25 protein-coding genes and 1 pseudogene are annotated in these 23,788 nt (G+C 43.9%); 23 read left to right on the top strand and 3 right to left on the bottom strand.

Annotated elements, in window-relative coordinates; translation table 11 throughout:
• Positions 1–15 precede the first annotated feature (15 nt).
• Entirely contained in the window at positions 16–1,068 is a 1,053-nt protein-coding gene (locus LH47_RS05925) for a glycosyltransferase family 4 protein (protein ID WP_043965558.1), read from the top strand.
• A gap of 35 nt (positions 1,069–1,103) precedes the next feature.
• Here LH47_RS05925 and LH47_RS05930 read toward each other — a convergent pair whose 3' ends face one another.
• Together LH47_RS05930 and LH47_RS05935 are read right to left on the bottom strand one after the other, a co-directional pair.
• On the bottom strand, positions 1,104–2,120 hold the full coding sequence (locus LH47_RS05930) for an LCP family protein (RefSeq protein ID WP_043965560.1): 1,017 nt from the start codon (positions 2,118–2,120) through the stop codon (positions 1,104–1,106).
• A 93-nt stretch (positions 2,121–2,213) separates the two neighbouring features.
• Complete coding sequence (locus LH47_RS05935; protein WP_043965564.1) at positions 2,214–2,852, bottom strand: YigZ family protein; 639 nt, start codon at positions 2,850–2,852, stop codon at positions 2,214–2,216.
• 194 nt (positions 2,853–3,046) lie between these two features.
• Here LH47_RS05935 and LH47_RS05940 point away from each other — a divergent pair, with 194 nt between their 5' ends.
• The 21 genes and pseudogenes from LH47_RS05940 to LH47_RS16545 all read left to right on the top strand — a co-directional run.
• Entirely contained in the window at positions 3,047–4,210 is a 1,164-nt protein-coding gene (locus tag LH47_RS05940; protein WP_043965566.1) for a sensor histidine kinase, read from the top strand.
• Entirely contained in the window at positions 4,207–4,887 is a 681-nt protein-coding gene (locus tag LH47_RS05945) for a response regulator (protein WP_043965568.1), read from the top strand. The genes LH47_RS05940 and LH47_RS05945 overlap by 4 nt, the downstream gene beginning before the upstream one ends.
• 98 nt (positions 4,888–4,985) lie before the next feature.
• Positions 4,986–5,828 (top strand): DegV family protein, encoded by an 843-nt coding sequence (locus LH47_RS05950; protein WP_043965570.1) that lies wholly within the window; start codon positions 4,986–4,988, stop codon positions 5,826–5,828.
• A gap of 66 nt (positions 5,829–5,894) precedes the next feature.
• Positions 5,895–7,235 (top strand): DEAD/DEAH box helicase, encoded by a 1,341-nt coding sequence (locus LH47_RS05955; RefSeq protein ID WP_043965572.1) that lies wholly within the window; start codon positions 5,895–5,897, stop codon positions 7,233–7,235.
• On the top strand, positions 7,232–7,900 hold the full coding sequence (locus LH47_RS05960) for a ComF family protein (protein ID WP_043965574.1): 669 nt from the start codon (positions 7,232–7,234) through the stop codon (positions 7,898–7,900). The genes LH47_RS05955 and LH47_RS05960 overlap by 4 nt, the downstream gene beginning before the upstream one ends.
• A gap of 82 nt (positions 7,901–7,982) precedes the next feature.
• Positions 7,983–11,111 (top strand): ligand-gated ion channel, encoded by a 3,129-nt coding sequence (locus LH47_RS05965; protein WP_084221263.1) that lies wholly within the window; start codon positions 7,983–7,985, stop codon positions 11,109–11,111.
• Positions 11,108–11,395: an EscU/YscU/HrcU family type III secretion system export apparatus switch protein gene (locus tag LH47_RS05970; protein ID WP_043965578.1), complete on the top strand. Its 288-nt coding sequence runs from the start codon at positions 11,108–11,110 to the stop codon at positions 11,393–11,395. Before LH47_RS05965 ends, LH47_RS05970 begins: the two co-directional genes overlap by 4 nt.
• A gap of 58 nt (positions 11,396–11,453) precedes the next feature.
• The gene (fliS, locus tag LH47_RS05975) at positions 11,454–11,867 is read left to right on the top strand and encodes a flagellar export chaperone FliS (RefSeq protein WP_043965580.1); all 414 of its coding nucleotides are present in this window, start codon (positions 11,454–11,456) and stop codon (positions 11,865–11,867) included.
• A gap of 13 nt (positions 11,868–11,880) precedes the next feature.
• Complete coding sequence (locus tag LH47_RS05980; protein ID WP_043965582.1) at positions 11,881–13,698, top strand: flagellin N-terminal helical domain-containing protein; 1,818 nt, start codon at positions 11,881–11,883, stop codon at positions 13,696–13,698.
• An 81-nt stretch (positions 13,699–13,779) separates the two neighbouring features.
• Positions 13,780–14,217, top strand: a complete 438-nt coding sequence (locus tag LH47_RS05985; protein WP_043965584.1) for a YaaR family protein — start codon at positions 13,780–13,782, stop codon at positions 14,215–14,217.
• Between the two features lie 12 nt (positions 14,218–14,229).
• Entirely contained in the window at positions 14,230–14,631 is a 402-nt protein-coding gene (locus LH47_RS05990) for a TIGR03826 family flagellar region protein (protein WP_043965586.1), read from the top strand.
• A 68-nt stretch (positions 14,632–14,699) separates the two neighbouring features.
• On the top strand, positions 14,700–14,960 hold the full coding sequence (gene flgM / locus LH47_RS05995) for a flagellar biosynthesis anti-sigma factor FlgM (RefSeq protein WP_235341067.1): 261 nt from the start codon (positions 14,700–14,702) through the stop codon (positions 14,958–14,960).
• A gap of 14 nt (positions 14,961–14,974) precedes the next feature.
• The gene (locus LH47_RS06000; RefSeq protein WP_043965590.1) at positions 14,975–15,427 is read left to right on the top strand and encodes a flagellar protein FlgN; all 453 of its coding nucleotides are present in this window, start codon (positions 14,975–14,977) and stop codon (positions 15,425–15,427) included.
• Between the two features lie 12 nt (positions 15,428–15,439).
• Positions 15,440–16,981 (top strand): flagellar hook-associated protein FlgK, encoded by a 1,542-nt coding sequence (flgK, locus tag LH47_RS06005; protein ID WP_043965591.1) that lies wholly within the window; start codon positions 15,440–15,442, stop codon positions 16,979–16,981.
• Positions 16,982–16,992: 11 nt separating this feature from the next.
• Entirely contained in the window at positions 16,993–17,865 is an 873-nt protein-coding gene (gene flgL, locus LH47_RS06010; RefSeq protein ID WP_043965594.1) for a flagellar hook-associated protein FlgL, read from the top strand.
• Between the two features lie 14 nt (positions 17,866–17,879).
• Positions 17,880–18,434: a DUF6470 family protein gene (locus LH47_RS06015; RefSeq protein ID WP_043965595.1), complete on the top strand. Its 555-nt coding sequence runs from the start codon at positions 17,880–17,882 to the stop codon at positions 18,432–18,434.
• Between the two features lie 13 nt (positions 18,435–18,447).
• Positions 18,448–18,885 carry a flagellar assembly protein FliW gene (gene fliW, locus LH47_RS06020; protein WP_043965597.1) on the top strand — a complete coding sequence of 146 codons (438 nt, stop codon included), beginning with the start codon at positions 18,448–18,450 and terminating at the stop codon, positions 18,883–18,885.
• Positions 18,886–18,898: 13 nt separating this feature from the next.
• Entirely contained in the window at positions 18,899–19,147 is a 249-nt protein-coding gene (gene csrA, locus LH47_RS06025; RefSeq protein ID WP_043965598.1) for a carbon storage regulator CsrA, read from the top strand.
• The gene (locus LH47_RS06030) at positions 19,137–19,322 is read left to right on the top strand and encodes a hypothetical protein (RefSeq protein WP_043965600.1); all 186 of its coding nucleotides are present in this window, start codon (positions 19,137–19,139) and stop codon (positions 19,320–19,322) included. Before csrA ends, LH47_RS06030 begins: the two co-directional genes overlap by 11 nt.
• 140 nt (positions 19,323–19,462) lie before the next feature.
• Positions 19,463–20,182, top strand: a complete 720-nt coding sequence (locus LH47_RS06035; protein WP_043965602.1) for a flagellin N-terminal helical domain-containing protein — start codon at positions 19,463–19,465, stop codon at positions 20,180–20,182.
• Between the two features lie 345 nt (positions 20,183–20,527).
• Positions 20,528–20,641: pseudogene (locus LH47_RS16545) on the top strand (flagellin); the annotation flags it as partial.
• Between the two features lie 416 nt (positions 20,642–21,057).
• Here the strand turns inward: LH47_RS16545 and LH47_RS06040 are convergent.
• Positions 21,058–21,987 (bottom strand): LAGLIDADG family DNA endonuclease, encoded by a 930-nt coding sequence (locus LH47_RS06040; protein WP_043965604.1) that lies wholly within the window; start codon positions 21,985–21,987, stop codon positions 21,058–21,060.
• A 256-nt stretch (positions 21,988–22,243) separates the two neighbouring features.
• Between LH47_RS06040 and LH47_RS06045 the strand changes: the two genes are divergently transcribed.
• The gene (locus LH47_RS06045) at positions 22,244–23,500 is read left to right on the top strand and encodes a glycosyltransferase (RefSeq protein WP_235341068.1); all 1,257 of its coding nucleotides are present in this window, start codon (positions 22,244–22,246) and stop codon (positions 23,498–23,500) included.
• Positions 23,501–23,788: the final 288 nt, after the last annotated feature.

Here is a 23,788-nt window from a genome sequence, read left to right on the forward strand (position 1 = left end):
ATAGGGAGGTTTCCTATGGTTTATTTCACCTTGTTTCTTTGTTTTATTTTATCTGTACTCGTTACACCTATCGTCAAATGGTTGGCGTTTCGAATTGGTGCAACGGACAAGCCAAATCAGCGGAAAGTACATCAAAAAATTATGCCGCGTTTAGGCGGGTTAGCGATTTTTATTAGTTTTATCATCGGCTATTTTGTATTGAAACCAGCTAGCCCATATGCGACAGCGATTGTCGTTGGTGCGACAATCATCGTATTCACGGGAGTACTTGATGATATATATGAGTTGCCACCAAAGTGGAAGCTGCTCGGTCAAATTATTGCTGCGATTGTTGTTGTATATGGGGGCATTCGCATTGACTTCATCAACTTGCCGTTTGGCGGCCATCTACAATTCGGGATATTGAGCATCCCGATTACGATGCTTTGGATTATCGGCATTACAAATGCGATTAACTTAATTGACGGTTTGGATGGTTTAGCTGCCGGCGTATCGTCCATTGCTCTTGTTACGATTGCTGGAATGGCAGCGACGATGGGCAATACGTATGTGTTCGTCTTTGCAATGAGTTTATTGTTGCTTGGAAGTACGCTCGGCTTTCTTTTATATAATTTCCATCCAGCGAAAATTTTTATGGGCGATACAGGGGCGTTATTTTTAGGTTATATGATCTCAGTGTTATCGCTTCTCGGTTTTAAAAACGTTACGGTGTTTTCGTTAATTATCCCGATTTTGATTTTAGGGGTTCCTATTTCAGATACGCTATTTGCCATCGTCAGACGCATCGTTAATAAGCAACCGTTATCGGCGCCAGATAAATCGCATTTGCATCATTGTTTATTGCGTCTCGGATACAGTCATCGTCAAACGGTGTTAATTATTTATGGCATGGCAGCGATGTTTGGTGTTGCGGCAGTTGTATTATCGAAAGCAACGATGTTTGGTGCATTAGTTGTCATTGCGTTCGTGTTGCTTGTCGTTGAGCTTGTTGTCGAGAAAATTGGGCTTGTCGGTAAAGATTATCGCCCGCTGTTGAAAATGGTTCGCGGCATGAGGAAAATTTCATAAAACGAAAAAAGGGTGTTCGACGGAACACCCTTTTCTTATTCTTGCGCGAATTGTTCTGTTTGTGCTTGATAAGATGATACATCAAGATGTGTTTTTAACGTTTGCTTAATTTCATCTACGGTTGCTTCATCAAGTCGGTAATAATATACGCCGCTAATGCGTGCGTCTTCTCCTTTGAGATGAAGCGTTTCAATGTTTGCGCCTGTCCCTTTTGTTGCATAAGCAAAAAAGCCTTTCATTTCCTCAAACGTTAAGTTCGTCGTCATATTTTTCCCGACAGCTTCCATCACATCGTCAAATTTTGTGAGCGATTTTACGTTCATCGCTTTTTTGAAGATTGCTTTCATCAGTTCTTGTTGACGTTTGCCGCGCTCGATGTCGTTGTCATATTTACGTGTTCTCGCAAGCGCCAGCGCTTCTTCGCCATTTAATGTTTGTAAGCCTGGTTTTAAATAAATCGCGTCTTTCCGATCGTGTGAATCCATTTCGCGAAGTTCGTAAGGGACATCAAACTCAATGCCACCGAGTTCGTCAACGACATCAACAAACGCTTCAAAATTCATTTTGACGTAATAGTCAACTGGGATATCAAGCAATTCTTCAACCGTTTCGACCGTTGCTTTTACCCCGCCGTATGCATGGGCGTGCGTAATTTTATCGTATTTTTTCTCGATTGGAATGTATACGTAAGAGTCGCGTGGGATGCTAAGCAATTTTACCGTTTTATCTTTTACGTTAAATGTCGCAAGGACAAGCGCATCGGAACGTACTGCCCCCATTCCTCTCTGTTGGCGAATGTTGCTGTCGTCTACGCCGATAAATAAAACAGAAATGTTATCGGAATTCGGATCCACTTCTTTTATTCGCTTTTCTGATTTTTCGCGTCCATCAATTTGTTCGAATGACTGTTGAATGACGGACTGTGCTTTGTTGAAAAGAAACGTCGCGTACGCCCCTCCGCCGATGATAAGAAGGAGAAATGGCAGTACAACAAAGGTCCATATTTTTCTTCGTTTTTTCTTTTTCCTCATATATGCTCGTCTATTTTGCATTTTCGTTCCCCTTTTTTCAAAAGTTCAACAAATATCGACATGTAAACAATCATCATTTTACAAAATTTTTATGCAGCCGTAAACGAAAATTTTTTACTGCACGACGTCAAACTCGACGTATACATGCTCGCCATCTGTGATGGTGCTTTTCCCATTAGTCAGTTCTGTCATCCATGCGCGGAATTCGTCCTTTTGTTTTTCTTCGACGTATGTGTCAATTGTGACATGCTCGGCATAATGAATGTCTTTTATCGTATAAATAGAGGCGCGTAGTTCATTTTCGACTTTCCCGAGCCATGTGTAGTCAATTGTTGTATGCATGATGCGCATCAGTTTACGTTCGACAATGCCTGCGGCTTTTAGTCCTTCTGTCACCGCTTTTCCGTAGGCGCGCACAAGGCCACCAGCGCCGAGTTTAATACCACCAAAATATCGTGTCACAACGACGACGGTGTTTTTTAGTTTTTTCTTTTTCAACACTTCGAGCATCGGAACGCCTGCCGTGCCGCTCGGTTCTCCATCATCGTTTGCTTTTTGAATGTGATCGTGTTCGCCGATCATATATGCGGAACAGTTATGCGTTGCATCCCAATGTTTTTTCTTGATTTGTTGGATAAAGCGAATCGCTTCTTCTTCTGTTGTTGCGCGTTCAGCGTAACAAATGAAGCGCGATTTTTCAATGATGATTTCTGCCTCTCCATATCCTTTTACCGTATAGTATGCCTCTAACAACGTGTAATCACCTCGAATGATTATTGGAATGTTGTGCGTTTGCTGTCGAAAAATGCTGATAGAAATAGGTGAAACATGTTATAATGAAATTATAAAACGATATGTAAAATGTTCAAAGTAAGAAGAATATTCAAATAAAAGTCAGAAAAGTCATTTTGCTTGACTTTTGGTCATTTTTCCTTTAGGTGGTGTATATGTCCAATAAAAAAATAAATGCAAAAGAGCTCGACCGAATTGTAAAAAAAATGATTGAAACGGTCGACCAAAGTAAAGCGGAAATTTTTCATATTAGCGAACAGTCGCGCAAAGAACATGAGCGTTTGCTTGAAGAGCTCCGACAAACGAAAGAGGAAGTAAAACGCGTCATTTCTCAAACGGATGATTTAGAGATGAAAACACGGTTCGCACGCCAGCGGCTGTCCGACGTCAGCAAAAACTTCTCTCGCTATACGGAAGATGAAATTCGCCAAGCGTATGAGAAAGCGCATTCGCTACAAATGGAACTAGCGATGGCGCAAGAAAAAGAAAAACAGCTGCGCCAACGCCGCGATGAGTTGGAAAGAAGGCTAGCTTCTGTGAAAGAAACGATTGAGCGAGCGGATCATTTAATTGGCCAAGTGACGGTTGTGCTAAACTATTTGAATGGGGATTTCCGCGAGCTGAGCGAGTTTATTACTGGCGCAAACGAAAAGCAAGAATTTGGACTTCGTATTATCGAGGCACAAGAGGAGGAGCGGAAGCGATTGTCGCGGGAAATTCATGATGGACCTGCGCAAATGCTCGCGAACGTCATTATGCGCTCCGATTTAATTGAGCGCATTTACCGCGAGCGAGGTGCGGAGGAAGCGATTCGTGAAATGCGCGATTTAAAAAAAATGGTGCGTTCTGCTTTATACGAAGTGCGCCGCATCATTTACGATTTACGGCCAATGGCGCTTGATGATCTCGGTTTAATTCCGACGTTAAAAAAATATTTACAAACGATCGAGGAATATCATAAAAAAACGATTACGTTTACATACATAGGAGAAGTACGCCGCTTATCCGATCGTTTTGAAGTCGCCATTTTCCGCCTCGTGCAAGAAGCGGTGCAAAATGCGTTAAAGCATGCGGAGGCGAAGGAGATTCAAGTGAAAATGGAGCTAAAAAAAGATAGTTTGTTGATCGTCGTGAAAGATGATGGCAAAGGATTTAATCCGAATGAAAAGAAAGACAAAGCATTCGGATTAATCGGTATGCGTGAGCGCATCGAATGGCTGGAGGGAAAACTACATCTTTACTCACAACTTGGACGCGGAACGATTGTGACGATGAACATTCCGCTTCATAAGACGCAACAGAAAGGGGAGCAGCAGTGAAAACGCGCATTGTTTTAATTGATGACCATAAACTATTTCGGGAAGGAATTAAACGCATTTTAGATTTTGAACAAGATTTTGAAGTCGTCGCGGAAGGAAGCGATGGAGACGAAGCGTTGGCGCTTGTCGAGCAATATAAGCCGGATGTCGTCATTATGGACATAAATATGCCGCATGTTAATGGAGTAGAGGCGACGCGCCAACTCATTGAGGCGTATCCGGATACAAAAGTAATCATTTTATCGATTCACGATGATGAAAGTTACGTCATGCACGCCTTGCAAACGGGAGCGATGGGATATTTGTTAAAAGAGATGGATGCAGACGCCTTAATTGAAGCCGTTCGTGTCGTAGCGGAGGGCGGCTCGTACTTGCATCCGAAAGTGACGCATAATCTTGTGAAGGAATATCGTCGTCTCGTCGCTGGAGAGGGAACAGGACAAGAAAAGCAAAAACAAGCCGTACGCCGACCGTACCATTTATTGACTCGCCGCGAATGCGAAGTGTTGCAGTTGTTAGCGGATGGAAAAAGCAATAAAGGCATTGCGGATGCGCTATTTATTAGCGAAAAAACGGTGAAAAACCATGTAAGCAATATTTTGCAAAAATTAAATGTTAACGACCGAACGCAAGCTGTTGTCGTTGCGATTAAAAACGGCTGGGTAGAAGTGAAATAAGGTTGTCGAGCGGATTCGACAACCTTTTTCAATGCAATGGTAGTTATAATGTAGTACAATGCAAGTAGGAAAAATTTTGGACAAGGAAGGTAAAGGCAATGAAAACAGCGATTTTAACGGATAGTACAGCATACATCCCGAAACATATTCGCGAGCAGTTGAATATACATATCATTCCTTTAAGTGTTGTCTTTGGAACGGAAACGTATCGAGAAGAAATGGATATAAGTGCAGAAGATTTTTTTGACAAAGTAAAAACGAGCGAACAACTGCCGACAACATCACAGCCGCCGATTGGACTATTTGTTGAAACGTTCGGGCAGCTTGCAAAGCAATACGATGCGGTCATTTCCATTCACCTATCAAGCGGCATTAGCGGAACGTACCAAGGAGCTGTTTCCGCGGGACAGATGGTCGAAGGCATTCGCGTGTATGCGTATGATTCGGAAATTAGCTGCATGATGCAAGGATTTTATGCGATCGAGGCGGCAGAAATGGCGCAAGCAGGTGTGCATCCAGAGGCGATTATTGCGCGGCTAGATGAAATGAAACGATCGGTGCGCGCATATTTTATGGTTGACGATTTATCGCATTTGCAGCGCGGCGGGCGGTTGAGTGGCGCGCAGGCGCTTATCGGCAGCCTCCTGCAAGTGAAACCGATTTTACATTTTGTTAATAAAGTGATCGTGCCGTTTGAAAAAATTCGTACACGTAAAAAAGCGTTAAGCCGAATAGAAGAGCTATTTGCGGAAGATGCGATGCTCGGCGTCCCAATGCGTGCCGTCATCATTCATGCGAATCGCGAAGAAGAAGCGCGCGCATGGAAAGAAAAGCTCGAACAACAATACCCGCACGTTGAATTTTTCCTTAGTTATTTCGGTCCGGTTATCGGCACACATTTAGGTGAAGGGGCAATGGGATTCGGTTGGTATAAAAAATAAACAGGAATTTCTTTGACTAGCGCGAATAAAAGAAGTGGGCGACTCGTCCACTTCTTTTTTAGTGGGGTGATTCGTTTGTATATGGCAGGCAAACAGTTGCTAAAGTGTGAACTTTCTTTTCCTTATGATGAGAAGTATGTTCAAATTGTTGAAAGTATCGTCAAAACGAAAAAAGGTTATCGTTGTGTGCGATGCGGCAACGAGAACCAACAACTTTTTGCGTCTTTTCCGTGTGCTCGTTGTAAACGTATATGTACGTATTGCCGAAAATGCGTCATGATGGGACGATGTAGCGAATGCAATCCACTCGTCATATGGACTGGTCCAATTCCCTCCACCTTTTTTTCTTCACCGCTAAAATGGAGCGGCAAACTATCCCCAGCCCAACAACTTGCTTCCGACGAAGTGTGTCATGCGATAGATCGAAACGACTCATTGCTCGTTTGGGCCGTGTGTGGTGCGGGAAAAACGGAAGTGTTATTTGCGGGAATCAATCTAGCGCTGTCGCACGGAAAACGCGTTTGCATCGCGGCTCCGCGCACAGATGTCGTGTTAGAGCTAGCACCGCGCTTGGCGAGCGTATTTCCATCGGTCGACATGGCGGCATTATATGGCGGTAGTGAAGACCGCGGCAAACTTGCTTCATTGACGGTGGCAACGACGCATCAATTGCTTCGGTATTGTCGGGCGTTCGATGTCATGATTGTTGATGAAGTGGATGCATTTCCATATAGCGCTGATCCGATGCTTTCGTACGCCGTTGAACGTGCCCGAAAACCAACGTCTTCACTTATTTATTTAACCGCAACACCGAACGAACAATGGCGGTATGAAGTGAAAAGCGGAAAACGAAAAGCGGTCATGATCCCAGCCCGTTATCATCGTCATCCGCTCCCCGTCCCTACATTCGAATGGTGCGGCAATTGGCAAAAAAAGTGGCGCAAAAAACGATTGCCTTCGTGCGTCGTTCGATGGATAAACGAGCATGTTGAACGGCGTAAACAAGCCTTTTTATTCGTCCCTCACATTGACTTTTTACAACAAGCCGTTCCGCACTTACAACAATTTCATCCGCACATTGAAGGGGTACATGCTGAAGATCCGAAACGAAAAGAAAAAGTGCTCGCTTTTCGACGCGGACACATTCCTATTCTCGTGACAACGACTATTTTAGAGCGTGGGGTGACTGTGCCAAACATTGATGTTGCTGTTTTAGGTGCAGAACAACCGATTTTTACAGAAAGTGCGCTCGTACAAATTGCTGGACGGGTCGGGCGAAGTGCGCAACATCCGACAGGCGATATTCGCTTTTTTCATTTTGGAAAAACGAAAGCAATGCTTAAAGCAAAGCGCCATATTGTACGTATGAACGAGGAAGCACGAAAGAGAGGGTTGCTTGACGAATGAAATGTGTCATTTGTCATAATGATTGGATGCCGAAAATGTCTTTTTCGATCTTTTTGACGCTTCGCCAAGAGGATGTTTGTTGCCCCCGTTGCCGTGCTCGTTTTATTCGTTTGGAAGGGAATCGTTGTGAGCGATGTAGCCGTTTAACCGATCAGGTGGTATGTGAAGATTGCATCGCGTGGGAAAAACGAAAAAGTGTTTTAAAACAAAACGTCTCAGTGTATATGTATAACGATTGGATGAAAGAAGTGATGAATCGTTTTAAATTTCGTGGTGATTATGCGCTTATTGAAGCGTTTCGTCAAGATGTCCGCGCCGTTTTTTCTAAACATTTTTCTTCCGATGTATGCCTCGTGCCCATTCCTCTTAGCCCTTCTCGACTAGCTGAACGCGGATTTAATCAAGCGGAAGCGATCGCTTCTCTTTTGCCATCGCCAATGATTTTTGGCTTGCAACGTATCGATGACGAAAAACAATCGAAAAAAAAGCGACGTGAACGTTTCACTGGACGGAAGTTTTGTCTCACCGGAGAAAATGTTGCAGAAAAGCGCATTGTCATCGTAGATGATATTTACACGACAGGTGCAACGGTGCATGAAGCAGCAAAACTTCTGTATGATGCAGGGGCGTGCGAGATTTGTTCGTTTACGCTCATCCGTTCATAGTTGGGAATAAACTCCCATTGAAAAGTATGCAACGATGGTCGATATAAAAAGTAGGAATATTGGAGAACGGAGATGGGGCGTTATGGAAATTCGCGGATACGGACATTATCGCTCGGCATCCTCATCGTCAACGACTGTGACATTAAAAGCGGGAGATGTGTATGAAGCGGTCGTGAAAGAGCAAGTGGGTGAAAAAGAAGCGATCGTGCAATTGCGGGGTGTTGACATTCGGTTTCGTTTTGAAGGAGACGTTCCGCCTTCTGGAAGAGTGAAAGTGCAAGTGACAGGTGGGAACGGAGATGTCGTGGAAGGAAAGGTTGTCACACCTCCTTCCTCATCATCATTTGAAACGTTTGAAACACCTGAACTTCGCCAAGCGGCAACGATTGTGATTCAAAAGCAGCTGCCGCTCACCCGTGAAATAGTGGAGTCGTTGCGCACATTTTTAGCGGAAGGAAAGGGAACGGTTGAACAAAAGCTAGAAACAATTCAAATTGCCGCAAGCAAAAAGCTTGATATGACAGTAAAGCAGTTACAAGCGGTGCACGAAGCGCTCCACGGCAAGCCGTTAAGCGAGTCGCTGCATGATATCGTGCGCGCGATCGATGCACATTTTTCATTTATTCCAATCGCCAAGCAATCATCGCAAACGATTAGTGAGTTGCGAGCGCATCTGCAACAAGAGCGAAACGTTGACCGCGTCATCGAGATTGTGAAGCAGTTTGCGGATGATAGTGGACATGAAGAAATGGCTAGAGCTGTTCGTGAGGCGATTGCGCTGAAAGAGCGCGGTCACGAATCGTTTGCCCGCAGCCGCATCATGCAAGCGGTCGCTATGGCGGAAATGAACGAAAAGAAAACGAATGACGTACAAACAGAACGGGCAACGACGCAAGAGAGACAGTTGCAAATCATGCGCCAACAAATTGAACGCGAGCCGATTGTTGCCAAAGCGATCGCTATAGCAAAAGGAAGCGACGTCGTTCGTCAAACGCTCGGCTCAGCGTTACAAGAGGCAGAACAGCTGTATCGCTCAGGCCAACCACTTAGTGCCAAACAACGATTGCTTGAAGCGTTTGTTTCTGTAGAGAAGAAGGAAGACGTTCCGATACAACCGTCCTCACCCGCACAAAAGCAAGTTATCGATGAAGCAAAACGCATCGTGCGCACTGCTCGCAATGTTGAAGATGCGGTTCGTCAGCTGAAAGAGACGGTTTTACCACGCATCGAATCGAAGGAACTATATGAAGCCATTGAACGTTTACAACAACTAGGAGAAAAAGCGAAAAACGATCTCATTCAAGCGTTGCATACAGTGGAAGAAGAAGCGATTGCGGACGTAGTGCGTACAGCGAAAGAGGCGGTACGAACGAATGCGCCGGCAGGGGTAGAAGCGAAAGAATCGCAGATAAAGCAAGTCGTTGAATTGAGGAAACAGGCGGAAAGCGCGCCAACGGTTAAAACGGTAGAGGCGCAGTTGAGAGAAGTTGCACGTACGTTGCCGGCGGAGCAAGGAGAGAAAGTCACTCAAGCATTAAATCAGGCGAAACTATTTGAAACGGTTGGGCGTGGCAAAGAAGCGCTGCAAAAGCTCGTGCAAACATTACGTGCCATTGAACAACAGCTTGCGCCCGAATATGTCCAGCGAGCAAATATGATTGCCGACCGCCTTGAACAGCAAAAGATGACGCTGACAGAAGCGGTTCGTGAGCTTCAAGGTGATGCGACACTTGCTAAACAACCGAATGTGGCGCAAACACTTCAGCGAGTTATACAAACGCTCGACGAACAACGCCAACAGCTATTCACATCTCTTGCAACGATCGAGAGTGAAAAACGCGCAACGAATGACATACGTGCAGTCATCTCTCAAGCGATGAAAACGATACAAAAGGAGCCGAATGTGAAAGAAGCGTTGTATATGGCGCGCGCGCAGCTCGCCCAACATATGCAGCCGTCGCTTCATGAAGCGTTTGCTCGTGCGGAGCAACTAGCTGAAAGCGGTCGAGAAATAGCCGCAAGACAAACGGTCGTTCAAGCGTTTCAACAAGTTGAACAGACGTTGTTGCCAAACAATACCTCAACAGCTGATGACGAAGCGTACGAATCATTCGCTGTGCTCGGCTTGCAATCAAAAGATATGATCGTGCAAACCGTCACGAAACGGATGGCAGAAGCGACGAAACAGTTTCAACAAACGAAGCGTGATATGATGCGCAACTTAGATGCAATCGACCATCTCATTACTCAATATAAGCAAGCGGCGAGACCGCAAGCGAAGCAATTGCTAGAAACGACGATTAAACAGCTCGACCAAACGATTTTAAAAAGCGATGCGATGTTGTTTGCCGATATGACGATGGAGAAAAAATTACTGCAAGCAAGTTCGCAATTGACAGAGGCGAAAAAGCTGTTAGAGAAAGGGCAACTGGCGGAGGCGCAAAAAATCGTGAAACAAGTCAAAAGTGCGCTTGAACAAATGCAATTTAAGCCGTCCGATGTGAAAGTGAAACATTTTGTTGACACTCAGTCTTTTAAACAACAAGACCCTGAACGTGCGCTGCTTCAGCAATGGAACGACGTCGTCCAACCGGAGCCGTCCGCGCGCCATATGCTGCAAACGATTCGCCGGCTCGGATTGATGCATGAAGCGGATGTTGCAAATGCACTTGTGTTTAACGGTGAAAGCGAACAGTCTGAGGAAACGCTGAAAGGTCTTCTTATGAAACTTGCGCAAGCGAACGGAGAAGCGGCGAAACAAGCAGAACAAGCGTTAACGAACATGACTGGTCAACAGCTTTTAAACAAAAACGATCAAGGAAGCGCGATGCAAACGCTCTTTTTTACCATTCCACTTTTGCTTCAAAAAGAAGTGAAAGACGTGAACGTATATGTGAACGCCCGTAACGACGGAAAACGAGTCGATTGGGAAAACTGTAGCTTATACTTTTTGCTTGAAACGAAAAAGCTGGGCGATGTTGGCGTTTTGCTGAGCGCGAACGAACGAACGATTTCTGTAACGTTTCGTAACGATCGGGAAGATTTTGCCGAGCGTATGCGTCCGCTTGTGGAAACCGCGACAAAGCGGCTTGAAGAAATTGGATACCGCGTCGGTCACGTACAATTTACGACGTTTGAGAAAAAAGAAGAAAAAACGAACGAGCCGAAACGAGCAACATGGACGGAGAAAGGATATGATTTTACAATATGATGTACTTTAACCAAAAACGAAAGCGTGAAATAAACGGTCCGTCGGCAGCAGTCATTCGCTATGAACAAGGGGATAAAGCGCCGACCGTCGTCGCCCACGGGCGCGGCTATGTTGCTGAGAAAATTATCGAAATCGCTAAACAAAACGGCGTGCCGATCGAACAAGATGCTGCGCTCGTGCAGCATTTGCTTGACCTTGACCTTGGCGATACGATTCCCCCGCAATTATACGCGGTCATTGCAGAAATTTTAATTTTAATTGAAAAAATGGAACGAAACTATTAAACATTGAAAAATCGTGACGATTAATAAAGTAGGTGAACGAGAAAAGGGGAGTGAGCGCGTGGATTTTTTAACGGAAGAAGCGGTGTATAAAAAAACGCCGCAACAGTTAACAGCGCTGCTTTATGAAGGGCTTATCGACAGCTTAGAAGAAGCGATTGAAAACACAAAAAAAAGCAACTATATTCACGCCAATAAACGATTGCAAAAAGCAAACGATATTTTACGCCGTCTTGGCGTCGGGTTAAACTATGACGCCGGCATTATCGCCCATCAACTAGATGCGTTATATAATTACATGGCAGAGCGTCTCATCGAAGCCAATATGAAAAAAGACGTAGCGATGATGCAAGAAGTATTAACGATCGCAAAAGACATTGCGAACGCATGGAACGAAGCGCTGAAAAAACAACCGACAATAAACACCGCGGCAAAAAAAGCGGCGACATATGAACAATTTATTATGACGGAGTAAAGGAGCGGACAAAATGAGAATTAACCATAACATTCAAGCATTGAACGCTTACCGCAACTTAGCGGTAAACCAATCCAATACAGCGAAAAACTTAGAAAAGCTTTCTTCCGGCTTGCGCATTAACCGTGCCGCAGACGACGCCGCAGGTTTGGCGATCTCCGAAAAAATGCGCTCGCAAATTCGTGGCCTAGAAGTAGCGGAGCGCAATGCGCTAGATGCCATTTCGCTTATTCAAACAGCGGAAGGGGCGTTGAACGAAGTACACAGCATTCTTCAACGCATGAGAGAACTCGCGGTGCAGGCGGCGAATGATACCCTTGAGCCCGGTGACCGTGCAGCTATTCAGGCGGAAATGGATCAATTAACAAAAGAAATCGACCGTATTGCTGATACAACCCAGTTTAACCAAAAACTTTTGTTTAGCGGCTCGCCAAAGGGAAAAGCGTTTGCCGAAGTGAACTCTTCGAAAATGAGTTATGTCGGTAACGGAACGTGGGAAGGGATTGTAACAACGACACCGACTGCTCCAGCGCAAGTTGTCTTGGATTTTTCACGAGCATTTGGGATGCTTACCGATGATGGAATCGATGGTCAAATTTTTACGATTAACGGAAAAACATACCAAATTGATGCGAAAGGGGATGGAGTGACAAATACAAGCCATATTCGAGTAGATGTTTCTTCTTGGGATCCACTTCCGGTTGATGATAGTGATGCGGTTGCCAACATTAACAGCTTAATGACAGCATTAAAAAATACAATTATTGCAAATGATAGCACGTTTAGTTCTGCGAGTACTATTACTAATGCTTCGGACAGCGGTACTGCAACTGATGGAACGATTAGCAACGGTCAACTGACTTTGTTAACGACGAAAAACATGTCGCCAAAAGAAGCCAATCAAATTCAAGTATCTTCTTCTTTTGATAATACGAAATTAAAATATTTGCCTACATCTAGTTCAACTACTGAAGTTAGTACTTTTGTTGCGAGTGGCACATCGGCGACTTCTGAATCTTTTACGCTGTCATTTAATGATGTTCCAAAGAATGGGGATATACTAAAAATAGATAATTTAAAAATTACGTTCAGCGACTCAACAAGCAATACGTACTCATGGAGCGGAACGGAAGGAACAGCGACCATTAACGTCAGTGGCAAGAGTGTAACAGACGTGCTTAATGAAATTAAGGATGTTCTTGATGATGCTGTAGCGGATACTACGAATAGACCTGTTGATGCGTTGACATTCCACAGTGTCGTAGATAATATGTTGCTTCTCTCTACGAATCGGACAGAAGACGGGGGATCATTTGGTTTTTCAAACGGTCTAGAAATTCAATTGATTGATCGTAATTTTGGGGACAAAGAAGGCCAAAAACTAAATCTTGAAATGCAAATTGGAGCGAATGAATTAGAAACGCTGGCATTTGATTTAAGTGTCATGGATGCGGCAAGTCTAGGATTAGCCAGAAAAGCGGACCGGACTACTATTCTCACTGTAGGCGTAAACGCTGAAGCTGGAATCGATGTATCCTCTTCTGCTCAAGTTGCTCGTGCAGCGATTTCAGTTATTGACGAAGCGATCCGCAAAGTATCCGAAGAGCGAGGCAAACTCGGTGCTTACCAAAACCGTCTCGAACATACAATCAACAACTTAAAAACAGCACATGAAAACTTAACATCCTCTGAGTCGCGCATTCGCGATACAGATATGGCGATGGAGATGACAAACTTCACGAAAAACAACATTTTAAACCAAGCGGCACAGGCGATGCTCGCACAGTCGAACCAGCTGCCGCAAGGAATTTTGCAATTGCTGAAAAGCTAATGGGTGAAAAGGGTAGGTCGATGCGGCCTCGCCCTTTTTTTGTACGTGTGGCATAATATAAAGAAAAAGGTGTGAACAGTGATGGAAGTACAAAAAGTGTCGCGTGCGTCGTTACAACGCGTGGAGAAAAAAGATGATGCGCCGATGGAGTCGGTGTCGTTTACGGAAGTGATGCAGAGGAAAAAAAGCGATGTATTGTTTGAACGGTTTCAAACGATGGCGCAGCAAATTGAAGCACAAGGAAAAAAGCTGGCGGAATCACAAACGGTCGAAGATTTAAAAGCATATAAAAGGCTTATAAAGCAATTTTTAGATGATGCGGTGAAAAATAGTTTGCAGCTCGAAGAACAGCGCGGATTTAGCCGCGGGGGACGGACGAAAATTTATAAGCTTGTGAAAGAAGTCGATCAAAAGTTAGTGGAGCTGACAAACGCGGTATTGGATAAAGAGAAAAAAGGGCTTGACTTGCTTGGGCTTGTCGGTGAAATTCAAGGGCTTATTATTAACATATATACGTGAGGGGGATGAACGATGTTAGAGAACTGCCCAAAATGCGGAAGTTTGTTTGTGCGGACGCAATTTCGAGATGTATGCGAGGCGTGTTATAAAGAGGAAGAAAAATTGTTTGAAAAAGTGTATGCATTTATTCGAAAACGGGAAAACCGAACAGCAACGATGCCGCAAGTCGTTGAAGCGACAGGTGTAGAAGAAGCGTTAATTGTTAAATGGATTAAAAAAGGACGCTTGCAGCTCGTCCATTTTCCTAACCTCGGTTATCCGTGCGAAAAGTGCGGAGCGACGATCCGCGAAGGGCGGCTATGTTCTAAGTGCATCGGCGGGATCCAAAAAGAAATCAAAAAAATTCAAAAAGAAGAAGAACGGCAAAGACAAGCGAAGGGTCAAACGACATATTTTACAGAGAGAAACGACTAAACATTTTTTTCTTTTCGCCGATAATAATTATAAGGAGAGAAGAACGGGGAAAGCGAGGTGGAGGTGGGATGATGAAAATTAATCGTATTCAGCCGATGAGCGTCAATCCGTATGAACGGACGTCGCGCGTTGAAAAGCCGACAAAAGCGGCGAAAAAAACAGATCAAGTGGAAATTTCAAACGCGGCAAAAGAATTGCAAGAAGCGGCGAAATTTTCTTCAGAGCGGTTAGAAAAAGTGGAACGGTTAAAAGCAGAAGTGCAAGCAGGCACGTATGCGATCGATGCGCGTGCCATTGCGGAAAGCGTATTGCGCTATTATAAACGATGACGGGGCGAATGAATATGATCGATCTTATGAAAAAGTTGCTGGCATTTCACCGCGGGTTGCTGCAGCTGGCAGAACAAAAAACAGAAGCGATTAAAAAAAACGACATTCATGCGTTACAACAAATGATGGCGAAAGAACAAAAATATGTCATGGCCATTCGCCAGCTCGAGAGCGAACGAATGAGCCTTTTTTCACATCTACCTAAAGAAGAGCGGACGGTTCGTCGTTATGCGGAACAGTTGGAAGAAACGGAACGTACAAAGCTGCTCGACTTAGCAAGCGATTTAAGCGAAACAATCGCACGGCTGAAAGAGCAAAACGAGCTCAATATGCAACTATTGCAACAGTCGCTTCAGTTTATTCATTTTACCCTTGATCTTATGATACCGAACGAACAAGATGTGACGTATGACCCGAAGAGAACGGATGAATTGCCGCCGCGGTCGTCGTTTGAAGCAAAAACGTAAGGGGGTTTTTTTGTGCTTTCAACATTTCATGGATTAGAAACGGTACGGCGAGGAATGACTGCTCAACAACAAGCGCTATATGTGACCGGTCATAATATCGCAAACGCCAGCACACCGGGTTACTCGCGCCAACGTGTAAACTTTGAACAAACGCCGCCATATCCGTTTGCGTCGAAAAACCGTCCTGTCATGCCAGGGCAAATGGGCACAGGTGTGGAAGGTGGCACAGTGCAGCGGATGCGGGAAGAGTTTTTAGATGTGCAATATCGTGGCGAGAATATGAAATACGGCTATTGGAATACGCGTGCAGAAGCGTTGTATAAAATGGAAGAAATTATGAACGAACCGTCAGACGAAGGGCTTGCGAAGACGCTGGATCGTTTTTGGCAGTCGCTTCAAGATTTAGCCGTCAATCCTTCAAATTCAGGTGCCCGTTCGGTTGTTCGCCAGCGTGGCATGGCGGTAGCCGAAACGTTTCATTATTTGTCAAGCTCTTTAAAATCGATTCGCGACGATATAAAAAATGAGTTGGATGTAACGGTAAAGGCAGTCAATTCATTAGCGCGCCAGTTAAACGATTTAAACAAACAAATTAGCGAAGTTGAAGTGCACGGCTACTTGCCGAACGATTTATATGATGAACGAAATCGGCTGTTAGATGAATTGTCGCAATATGTGAATATTAAAGTGACCCCTGTGCCAAGCGGCGGAAGTTCCTTAAAAATTGCGGAAGGACGTTTTACAGTAGAGATAGTGGATCGAACAGGCAGCACAGTTATCGGCACTCTTGTTGATGGGCGACTTGGGAAAGTCAATGAATTTCAAGTGACATACGAAGATCATGTAGCTAAAACGGGTCCGATCGTTGGCTTTTCTCTTGGCGATGCATCATTTTCAACATTTGAACGCTTAAAAGAAAATGGAAAAGTAGGAGCTCTTCTTTATTCTTATGGTTATAGCGAAGACGGAGGTACAACGACGAAAGGATTATATCCCGAAATGCTAGAGGATTTAAATGCCATGGCAAAGGCGTTTGCTGATCAGTTTAATACGGTGCATTCTAGTGGATGGAGCGTGACAGAAATAAAAAGCAATGCTGCTTCCCGATCGACTAAGCCGTTTTTCACTTACGATGCAACCGATCCAGCTGGAACGTTAGATATTGCACAAGCCATTAAAGATTCGCTTGACAATATTGCCGCATCAGCATTAGGACAAATTGGTGACGGAAGCAATGCGCAAGCGTTAGCCGAAGTAAAAAACGGAACGATGAATATCGCAGGAAATACGACAACGATCCAAAACTTTTACGAAAGCTTAATCGGTCAAATGGCAGTCAATGCCCAAGAAGCGAAACGGTTATCGCAAAATAGCGAAACGCTTCGCCAGTCAGTTGACGAACGGCGCATGGCGGTCAGCTCCGTATCGCTCGATGAAGAAATGATGAACATGATGAAATTCCAGCATGCTTATAACGCCTCCGCGCGCATGATTACAATGATCGACCAAATGTTGGACAAAATCATTAATAACATGGGACTTGTCGGAAGGTAGGTGAGTAACATATGCGCGTCACGCAAATGATGCTAGCGAACAATACGCTGCGCAACGTCAGCAAAAGCTACGATAAGCTCGGCACGTATCAGCAACAGCTAGCGACAGGAAAAAAAATTCACCGCCCGTCAGAAGATCCTGTTGTGGCGATGAAAGGAATGCACTACCGCACGAGCTTAACGGAAATTGAACAATTTCAGCGCAATTTATCAGAAGCGTATACGTGGATGGAAAACTCGGAGTCGGCGTTAAGTCATACAACGAGCGTCTTGCAGCGCGCCCGCGAGCTCGTTGTGCAAGCGAAAAACGGCACGCTTGGTCCAGAAGATCGTCAAGCGATCGCACGAGAAATTGAGCAGTTGAAAAAAGACTTAGTACAAGTCGCCAACACAAAAGTAGCAGGCAAATACATTTTTAACGGCACAAAAATCGAACAAGCGCCTGTGACAGATGGCGCGCCGCCGACTGTGTCGAACAACAACGACGATTTTATGGTTGAAGTGGCAAAAGGGGTAAAGTTAAAAATTAACGTTACGCCTAATAATGTATTTAAACAACAATTGTTCGATACGTTGCAGGAAATTGAAGATGAATTAGCGAATCCGTCAGGAAATTTAGATGGCTTGCTTTCTCAACTAGACGGGCATATGAACGACGTACTTGCCGAACGGGCAGAGTTAGGGGCGCGCGTGAACCGTTTAGAGCTTGTTGAACAGCGCCTATCTGAACAACAACTGATCGCCAAACGAATGATTTCCGATAATGAAGATGCAGATATTGAAAAAATTATTACGGAATTAAAGTCGCAAGAAAGCGTGCATCGGGCAGCGCTCTCTGTCGGGGCGCGCATCATTCAGCCAACGCTCGTCGATTTCTTGCGTTAAGGGGATGATGAACGATGAAAATCCCGCAGCTGACGATGCAAGCAACATTTCCTCAGCTATCTATTACAGTTGAACGCGGGTATATGCATATGCGCCAACAACAAGCGGATATGTCCATTAAGCAGCCGCAACCGCAATTGGAAATGAAAACGACACCTCCGCGCGTAACGATCGATCAAACGGAAGCGCGCGCGGATGTCGATTTAAAACATATTTTTCGCCGCATTGAAGAAGCCGCGCAAGAAGGGTATGCGAGCTGGTTATCATATTTAGAAACGACAGCGATGCAAGGCGATGAGTTAATGCGCATTGAACAAGGCGGCGACGTGCTTGCGATGCAAGCGCAAGCGAACAGCGAGCGCCCGCCTTTCGACTATAACGTCGGGCTAGTTCCACGCCCATTTAGCGTAAAAATCGGCTTTGAACAAGGGCGCATCGAGATGAATTGGCAAACGTCAGGAGCGCGCATTCATATCGAACCGCGTCCTGTACAAATCGACTATAAACCGAACGTCGTGCATATCGATTTAGCACGTCATAACAATTTGCGCATCGATGTGAGCGTATAAATGAGGGATGAACATGAACATCGAAACGAAATACCACGGAACGATTGAGCTGTCTGACATGGCAATCGTTTCATTTGAAAACGGGCTGCCGGGTTTTGAACATGAAAAGCAGTTTGCTTTGTTGCCGATCCATGACTCGCCTTTTACGATTTTACAGTCGGTAAAAAATAAAGACGTTGCTTTCGTCATGATCGAGCCGTTTTCGTATTTTCCGATGTACGAGATCGAACTAGACGATGCCACATGCGACGTACTGAAAATAAAAGAAGAGAACGACGTGGCGCTCTACGTCATTTTAACGGTCGCCGAGCCATTTACAAATACGACCGCGAACTTACAAGCTCCCGTCGTCATTAACGTCCACGAAAGAATCGGCAAGCAAGTTATTTTAACAAATACACCGTATAAAACGAAACATCGCTTGTTTCCAGAAACGGTTGAAGCGAAGTAAGGAGGCGGGAACGATGCTTGTATTAACGCGTAAACTAAAAGAAGCGATTCAAATCGGCGATGATATCGAAGTCGTCGTGCTCGCCATCGATGGCGAGCAAGTGAAGCTCGGCATTCGCGCACCGAAACATATTGATGTGCATCGAAAAGAAATATATCTCGCCATCCAACAAGAAAACAACGCAGCATCGCTCGCCTCTATGACTTCTCTTCAACAGCTATCGCATCAATTAAAGAAAGGAGGGGAAGAAAATGAGCGTTAGCATCGGCGGCGTTCACGTTCCCGGAGTGATCGCGCGCATCGTCCAAGACAACAAGCAAATGGCTGAGCAAGCATTAAACGAAATCATTAACAAACATAAAGACGACCCAGCGCGCATCGTTAAAGAAATCCAGCAGCCATCACCGTTTTCACAATTTCTTGACATTAAAGTATAAAATTTTTTCATCACCCTATTAAACTTTGAAAAAAACAACCGATAATAAACGTGAGAGCAAGAAAGAAGGGCGGCCGACTTCATTCTTGCTGAACAAAACCACACGGACGTGGGAAAAACATATTCAAGGAGGAATATAAAATGAGAATTAACCACAACATCGCGGCGTTAAATACGCATCGTCAATTGACAGCTGGACAAAGCGCTGCAGCAAAAAACATGGAGAAATTGTCTTCAGGTCTTCGTATTAACAAAGCTGGCGATGACGCAGCAGGTTTGGCGATCTCTGAGAAAATGCGTGGACAAATTCGCGGGTTAGAAATGGCAGCGAAAAACTCACAAGACGCGATTTCATTAATCCAAACAGCTGAAGGTGCATTGAACGAAACACATGCGATTCTTCAACGCATGCGCGAGTTAGCGGTGCAAGGTGCAAACGACACGAATACAACAATTGACCGCGACCAAATTCAAAAAGAATTGAACCAGCTTATCTCAGAGATCGACCGTATTTCAACTACGACGCAATTTAACACAAAAAACTTGCTTGACGGTACTTTAACAGCAACGTTCCAAGTAGGAGCGAACAGTAATCAAATCATTAGCTTATCTATTGCGGACATGGATGCTACTGCGCTGACTGTCGATGCAGGAAACATTTCTGTCGGAAGCAACTCTTTAGCTAGTGCGTCGATTGCTAAAATTGATGCTGCGATTAATGCAGTATCGCAAGAGCGCTCTAAGCTTGGTGCGTTGCAAAATCGCTTAGAGTACACAATTAACAACTTATCTACTTCTGCAGAAAACTTAACAGCAGCTGAGTCTCGTATTCGCGACGTAGATTATGCTTTAGCCGCATAAGCGGTGACAAGCACAGTCGTCCTAACTGGAAACGGTTAGGAGTATGACCGGGTGAATTGCTGGAAACCCCTTAGAGCCTTTGACGCCACAACGAAGCTGGAAACGGCAAGCGTGATGGCTTGAAAAGTCAAAGGATTGGGCAACCGAGCAGCCAAGCTCCTGTGACGAAAGTCTGGAGAAGGTTCAACGACTAGGGTACACCGCCTAAGGCGAGCGCTATGGCGATGAAACCCGTAGGTGAAGCGATGGTGAGAGACATCGTGAATCCGAAGTGCCCGGCCCCTAACAGGTAAAGCTGAGGGTGAAGATATAGTCTAGTCATTTGCGAAAGCAAATGTTCGCACGATGGCGAAAGAAATGATGGAGTTCACGAAGAACAACATCCTCTCTCAAGCAGCACAAGCAATGTTGGCTCAATCCAATCAAATGCCACAAGGAGTTTTGCAGTTACTTCGGTAATTTGATTGGAAGGGCGTCTTAGCTGGAAACGGCTAAGAGGATAACTGGGTGAATTGCTGGGAAGCCCTAAAGCTTTCCTTGCCACAACGAAGCTGGAAACGGCAAGCGTGACGGCGTGAAAAAAGGAAAGATGCTACAATGGGCAATCAGCAGCCAAGCTCCTGTGAGGAAACTCTGGAGAAGGTTCAACGACTAGGACATACCACCTAAGGCGAGAGCTATGGTGATGAAGTCCGTAGGGAAATTCCCGAAGTGCCCAGCCCTTCGCTAGCCAAACGGCTAGAAAGGTGAAGAGATAGTCTACACAACGATCGAAAGACGTTGCGGCATGGCAAGCCAACCAACAACCACAAGGAGTATTACAATTGCTCCGCTAATGAATCAAAAAGAGGCCTTAGGTTTGCTAAGGTCTCTTTTTATGTGCTATGAATAGCGCATAGATGCACGACTTGACTGACTGTTAAACCTGTTGTTTCCCTACAAGCATGGATTTGTTCCATATGTTTTTTGGTTAGTTCAATTTGATAAGGTTTGGCTGTTGTTTTATTTATTTTCAATACCGGGAATTTTTCTGCAAACAATTTTTTGTACGTATGTTCATTCGATAACTTGTTGTGTAAAACAGGAAGTTGTTCTAACATTGCGTGAATATCTTTAGTAGGTCGAGTGATATGGAGTACGTTTGGTAAATAGATAGTTGTCCGTTTTTTGGTAAATTCTTTTGAAATGGAAGGAATAGTGGTTTTCCGTTTCATACTTTCGTGCACATATGGTTTAACTAAGCGTATAAAATAAAAAATTTGCGGTTTATCGTAAAGAGTAAGTCTGTTTTGTTTGTCTAAAGAAAAGTTTAGGCTGTATTTTCGTCTTATTAGCTGAATTAATGTTTCGTTTTCAGCTTTTGTAAATCCATCTGTTGATAAAATAACTTTTTTTACTTGATTATTTTCGATTTTTAAGTGTCCATCATCCTGATACCACCACGCTAAACAAATAGGTGTAAATGAATATGTTAAAAATTCAAATGGAATGGTTTTGCGATCATTTGGATACCATAACTCTTTTAGTTGAAAGACCACTCTTGATTTAAACGATTGGGTATAATATTGCTCAGTAAAACCGTTTTTGATGCGATTGTCTAGGATTTTTCGATATCTCGGTTTTGAAAGAGGAAGATATTTGTTTAATTGTTCGTAACAATAAAAACACCATGCTTTATCGCTAGCACAATGAGCGAAGCGAAATCGTGGATGGCGATTTTTTTCTATACTGATATTTGCATCCCCTAGTAACTTTCCACTAATCATGCTTAACGTCTCAATAGATAACTGTTGAAGTATTTCCATGTGTTTTTTCCTCCCCTCTTAATAAGAACATTTGTTCTTATTTTAATACAAATGTATTAATTAAGCAATAACATTATTGGACTTTTCAAATATCGGAGAATTATGTAAGCTGGGCGCTAGCTAATTGAATGTATAAATTTGAGATTAGGGAAATGGACAATACTTTTTTCCTCCTCCTCTTCACATCTTCACCTTTTTATCCGATATAAACAGTAGATGAACACATCTATAAAGAGTGAAGGAAGGAAAAAATACGATGAAACCATTTTTATCGTTATGTATGATCGTAAAAAACGAAGAAAAAGTATTGCAACGTTGTTTAGATTCTGTGCATGGTATTGTTGATGAAATCGTTATTGTTGATACAGGTTCAACAGATGCAACGAAAGAGATTGCGTTGAAATATACGAATAAAGTATATGATTTTGAATGGACGAATAGTTTTGCTGACGCCCGCAATTTTGCCCAGCAACATGCGACAGGGGAGTGGATTCTCGTATTAGATGCCGATGAGTATGTTGAACGTACGAACTTGCAAGAGATGATACAACAATTAAAACAAACTGATGGTCGTGTAGAAGCTTATGACGTGGGTATTTACAACTTTGTAGGTGCGTACGGTGAACGAGTGCTTCAACATCGCCATACGCGCATTTATCGCAATGTGCCATATTTGCGATACGATCGTGCGATTCATGAACAATTGCGGCATGTAAGCGGGAAGTATGTTGAAGCTAAGCCAGGTATTTTAACTGTTTATCATACAGGTTATATGCGGCATGTAGTGGCAGAAAAGAAAAAGCATGACCGAAATGCGCAATTGATTGAGCGTGAGATGGAGGCAGGAGAGAGCATTGCTTTCGATTATTTTAATTTAGGAAACGAGCATCTTTCAAAAGGGGAAGTCGAACAAGCGCTGCAAGCATTTATTCAAGCGTATCAACATAAAAAAGATATTCGTCTAAGCTGGGTTTCGTATTGCCTTGTGCAAATTATTTTATGTTTGAAGTATTTACAGCGGTTTGATGATGCTTTGCGAGTAATTGCTGATGTGGAGAATATATATAGCGAAACAGCCGACTTTCAATTTTTGCGCGGGGAAATTTACTACTTGCAACATCGCTACGATGATGCTTTAAAGCAGCTCGAATACTTACTTGAAAACAAAGAAAAGTATCCTTACACCATTAAAACGTTTGAATACGTTGAGTATGATCCACATATGTTGCTTGGTCAAATTTACAAACATAAAGGAAATTTACAAAAAGCAATATATCACTTTTCTTGTGCACTTTCGTTTAATCGAAAAAGTTACGAAGCGCTTTACAACGTATTGCAATTGCTTGCTCGTGTTCATAGTGAAACGGAAATTATCCAATTTATTGAAAGCAAACAGTTGGCGAACGATTTGTTAGCTATTTCGCTAGTCGCTCGCATCGCATCTGCTTTACATTTAGAAAATGTGATGAAATCGCTTGCTGCAAAACTAGATGATGCTGTCATTCAAGTGTGAGTAAAATATTTGTGGGTGACATTCAGGAATGATTCCCCGACGAGGGTTGCGAACTTTTGTTCGCGACGCTCGTCGGGGCCACCAAGCGAAGCGCGGTAGAAAAAAGCAAATGTCATGCAAAAAGGACTCTCTCCCTGCTATGATGGTGATGACCAACATCAATAAAACAGGAGGGAGAGAGTCCATGAAACATTTTACCACAGAATGGCCTTTATTAAAAGAGCTGGAGGAACAATTAGTCAGAACTCTTCAAAAGGTGTTCGCTGTCTTGTTGGCGGCCCTTTTGGA

The organism is Anoxybacillus thermarum (genome assembly GCF_000836725.1).
Lineage (GTDB): Bacteria > Bacillota > Bacilli > Bacillales > Anoxybacillaceae > Anoxybacillus > Anoxybacillus thermarum.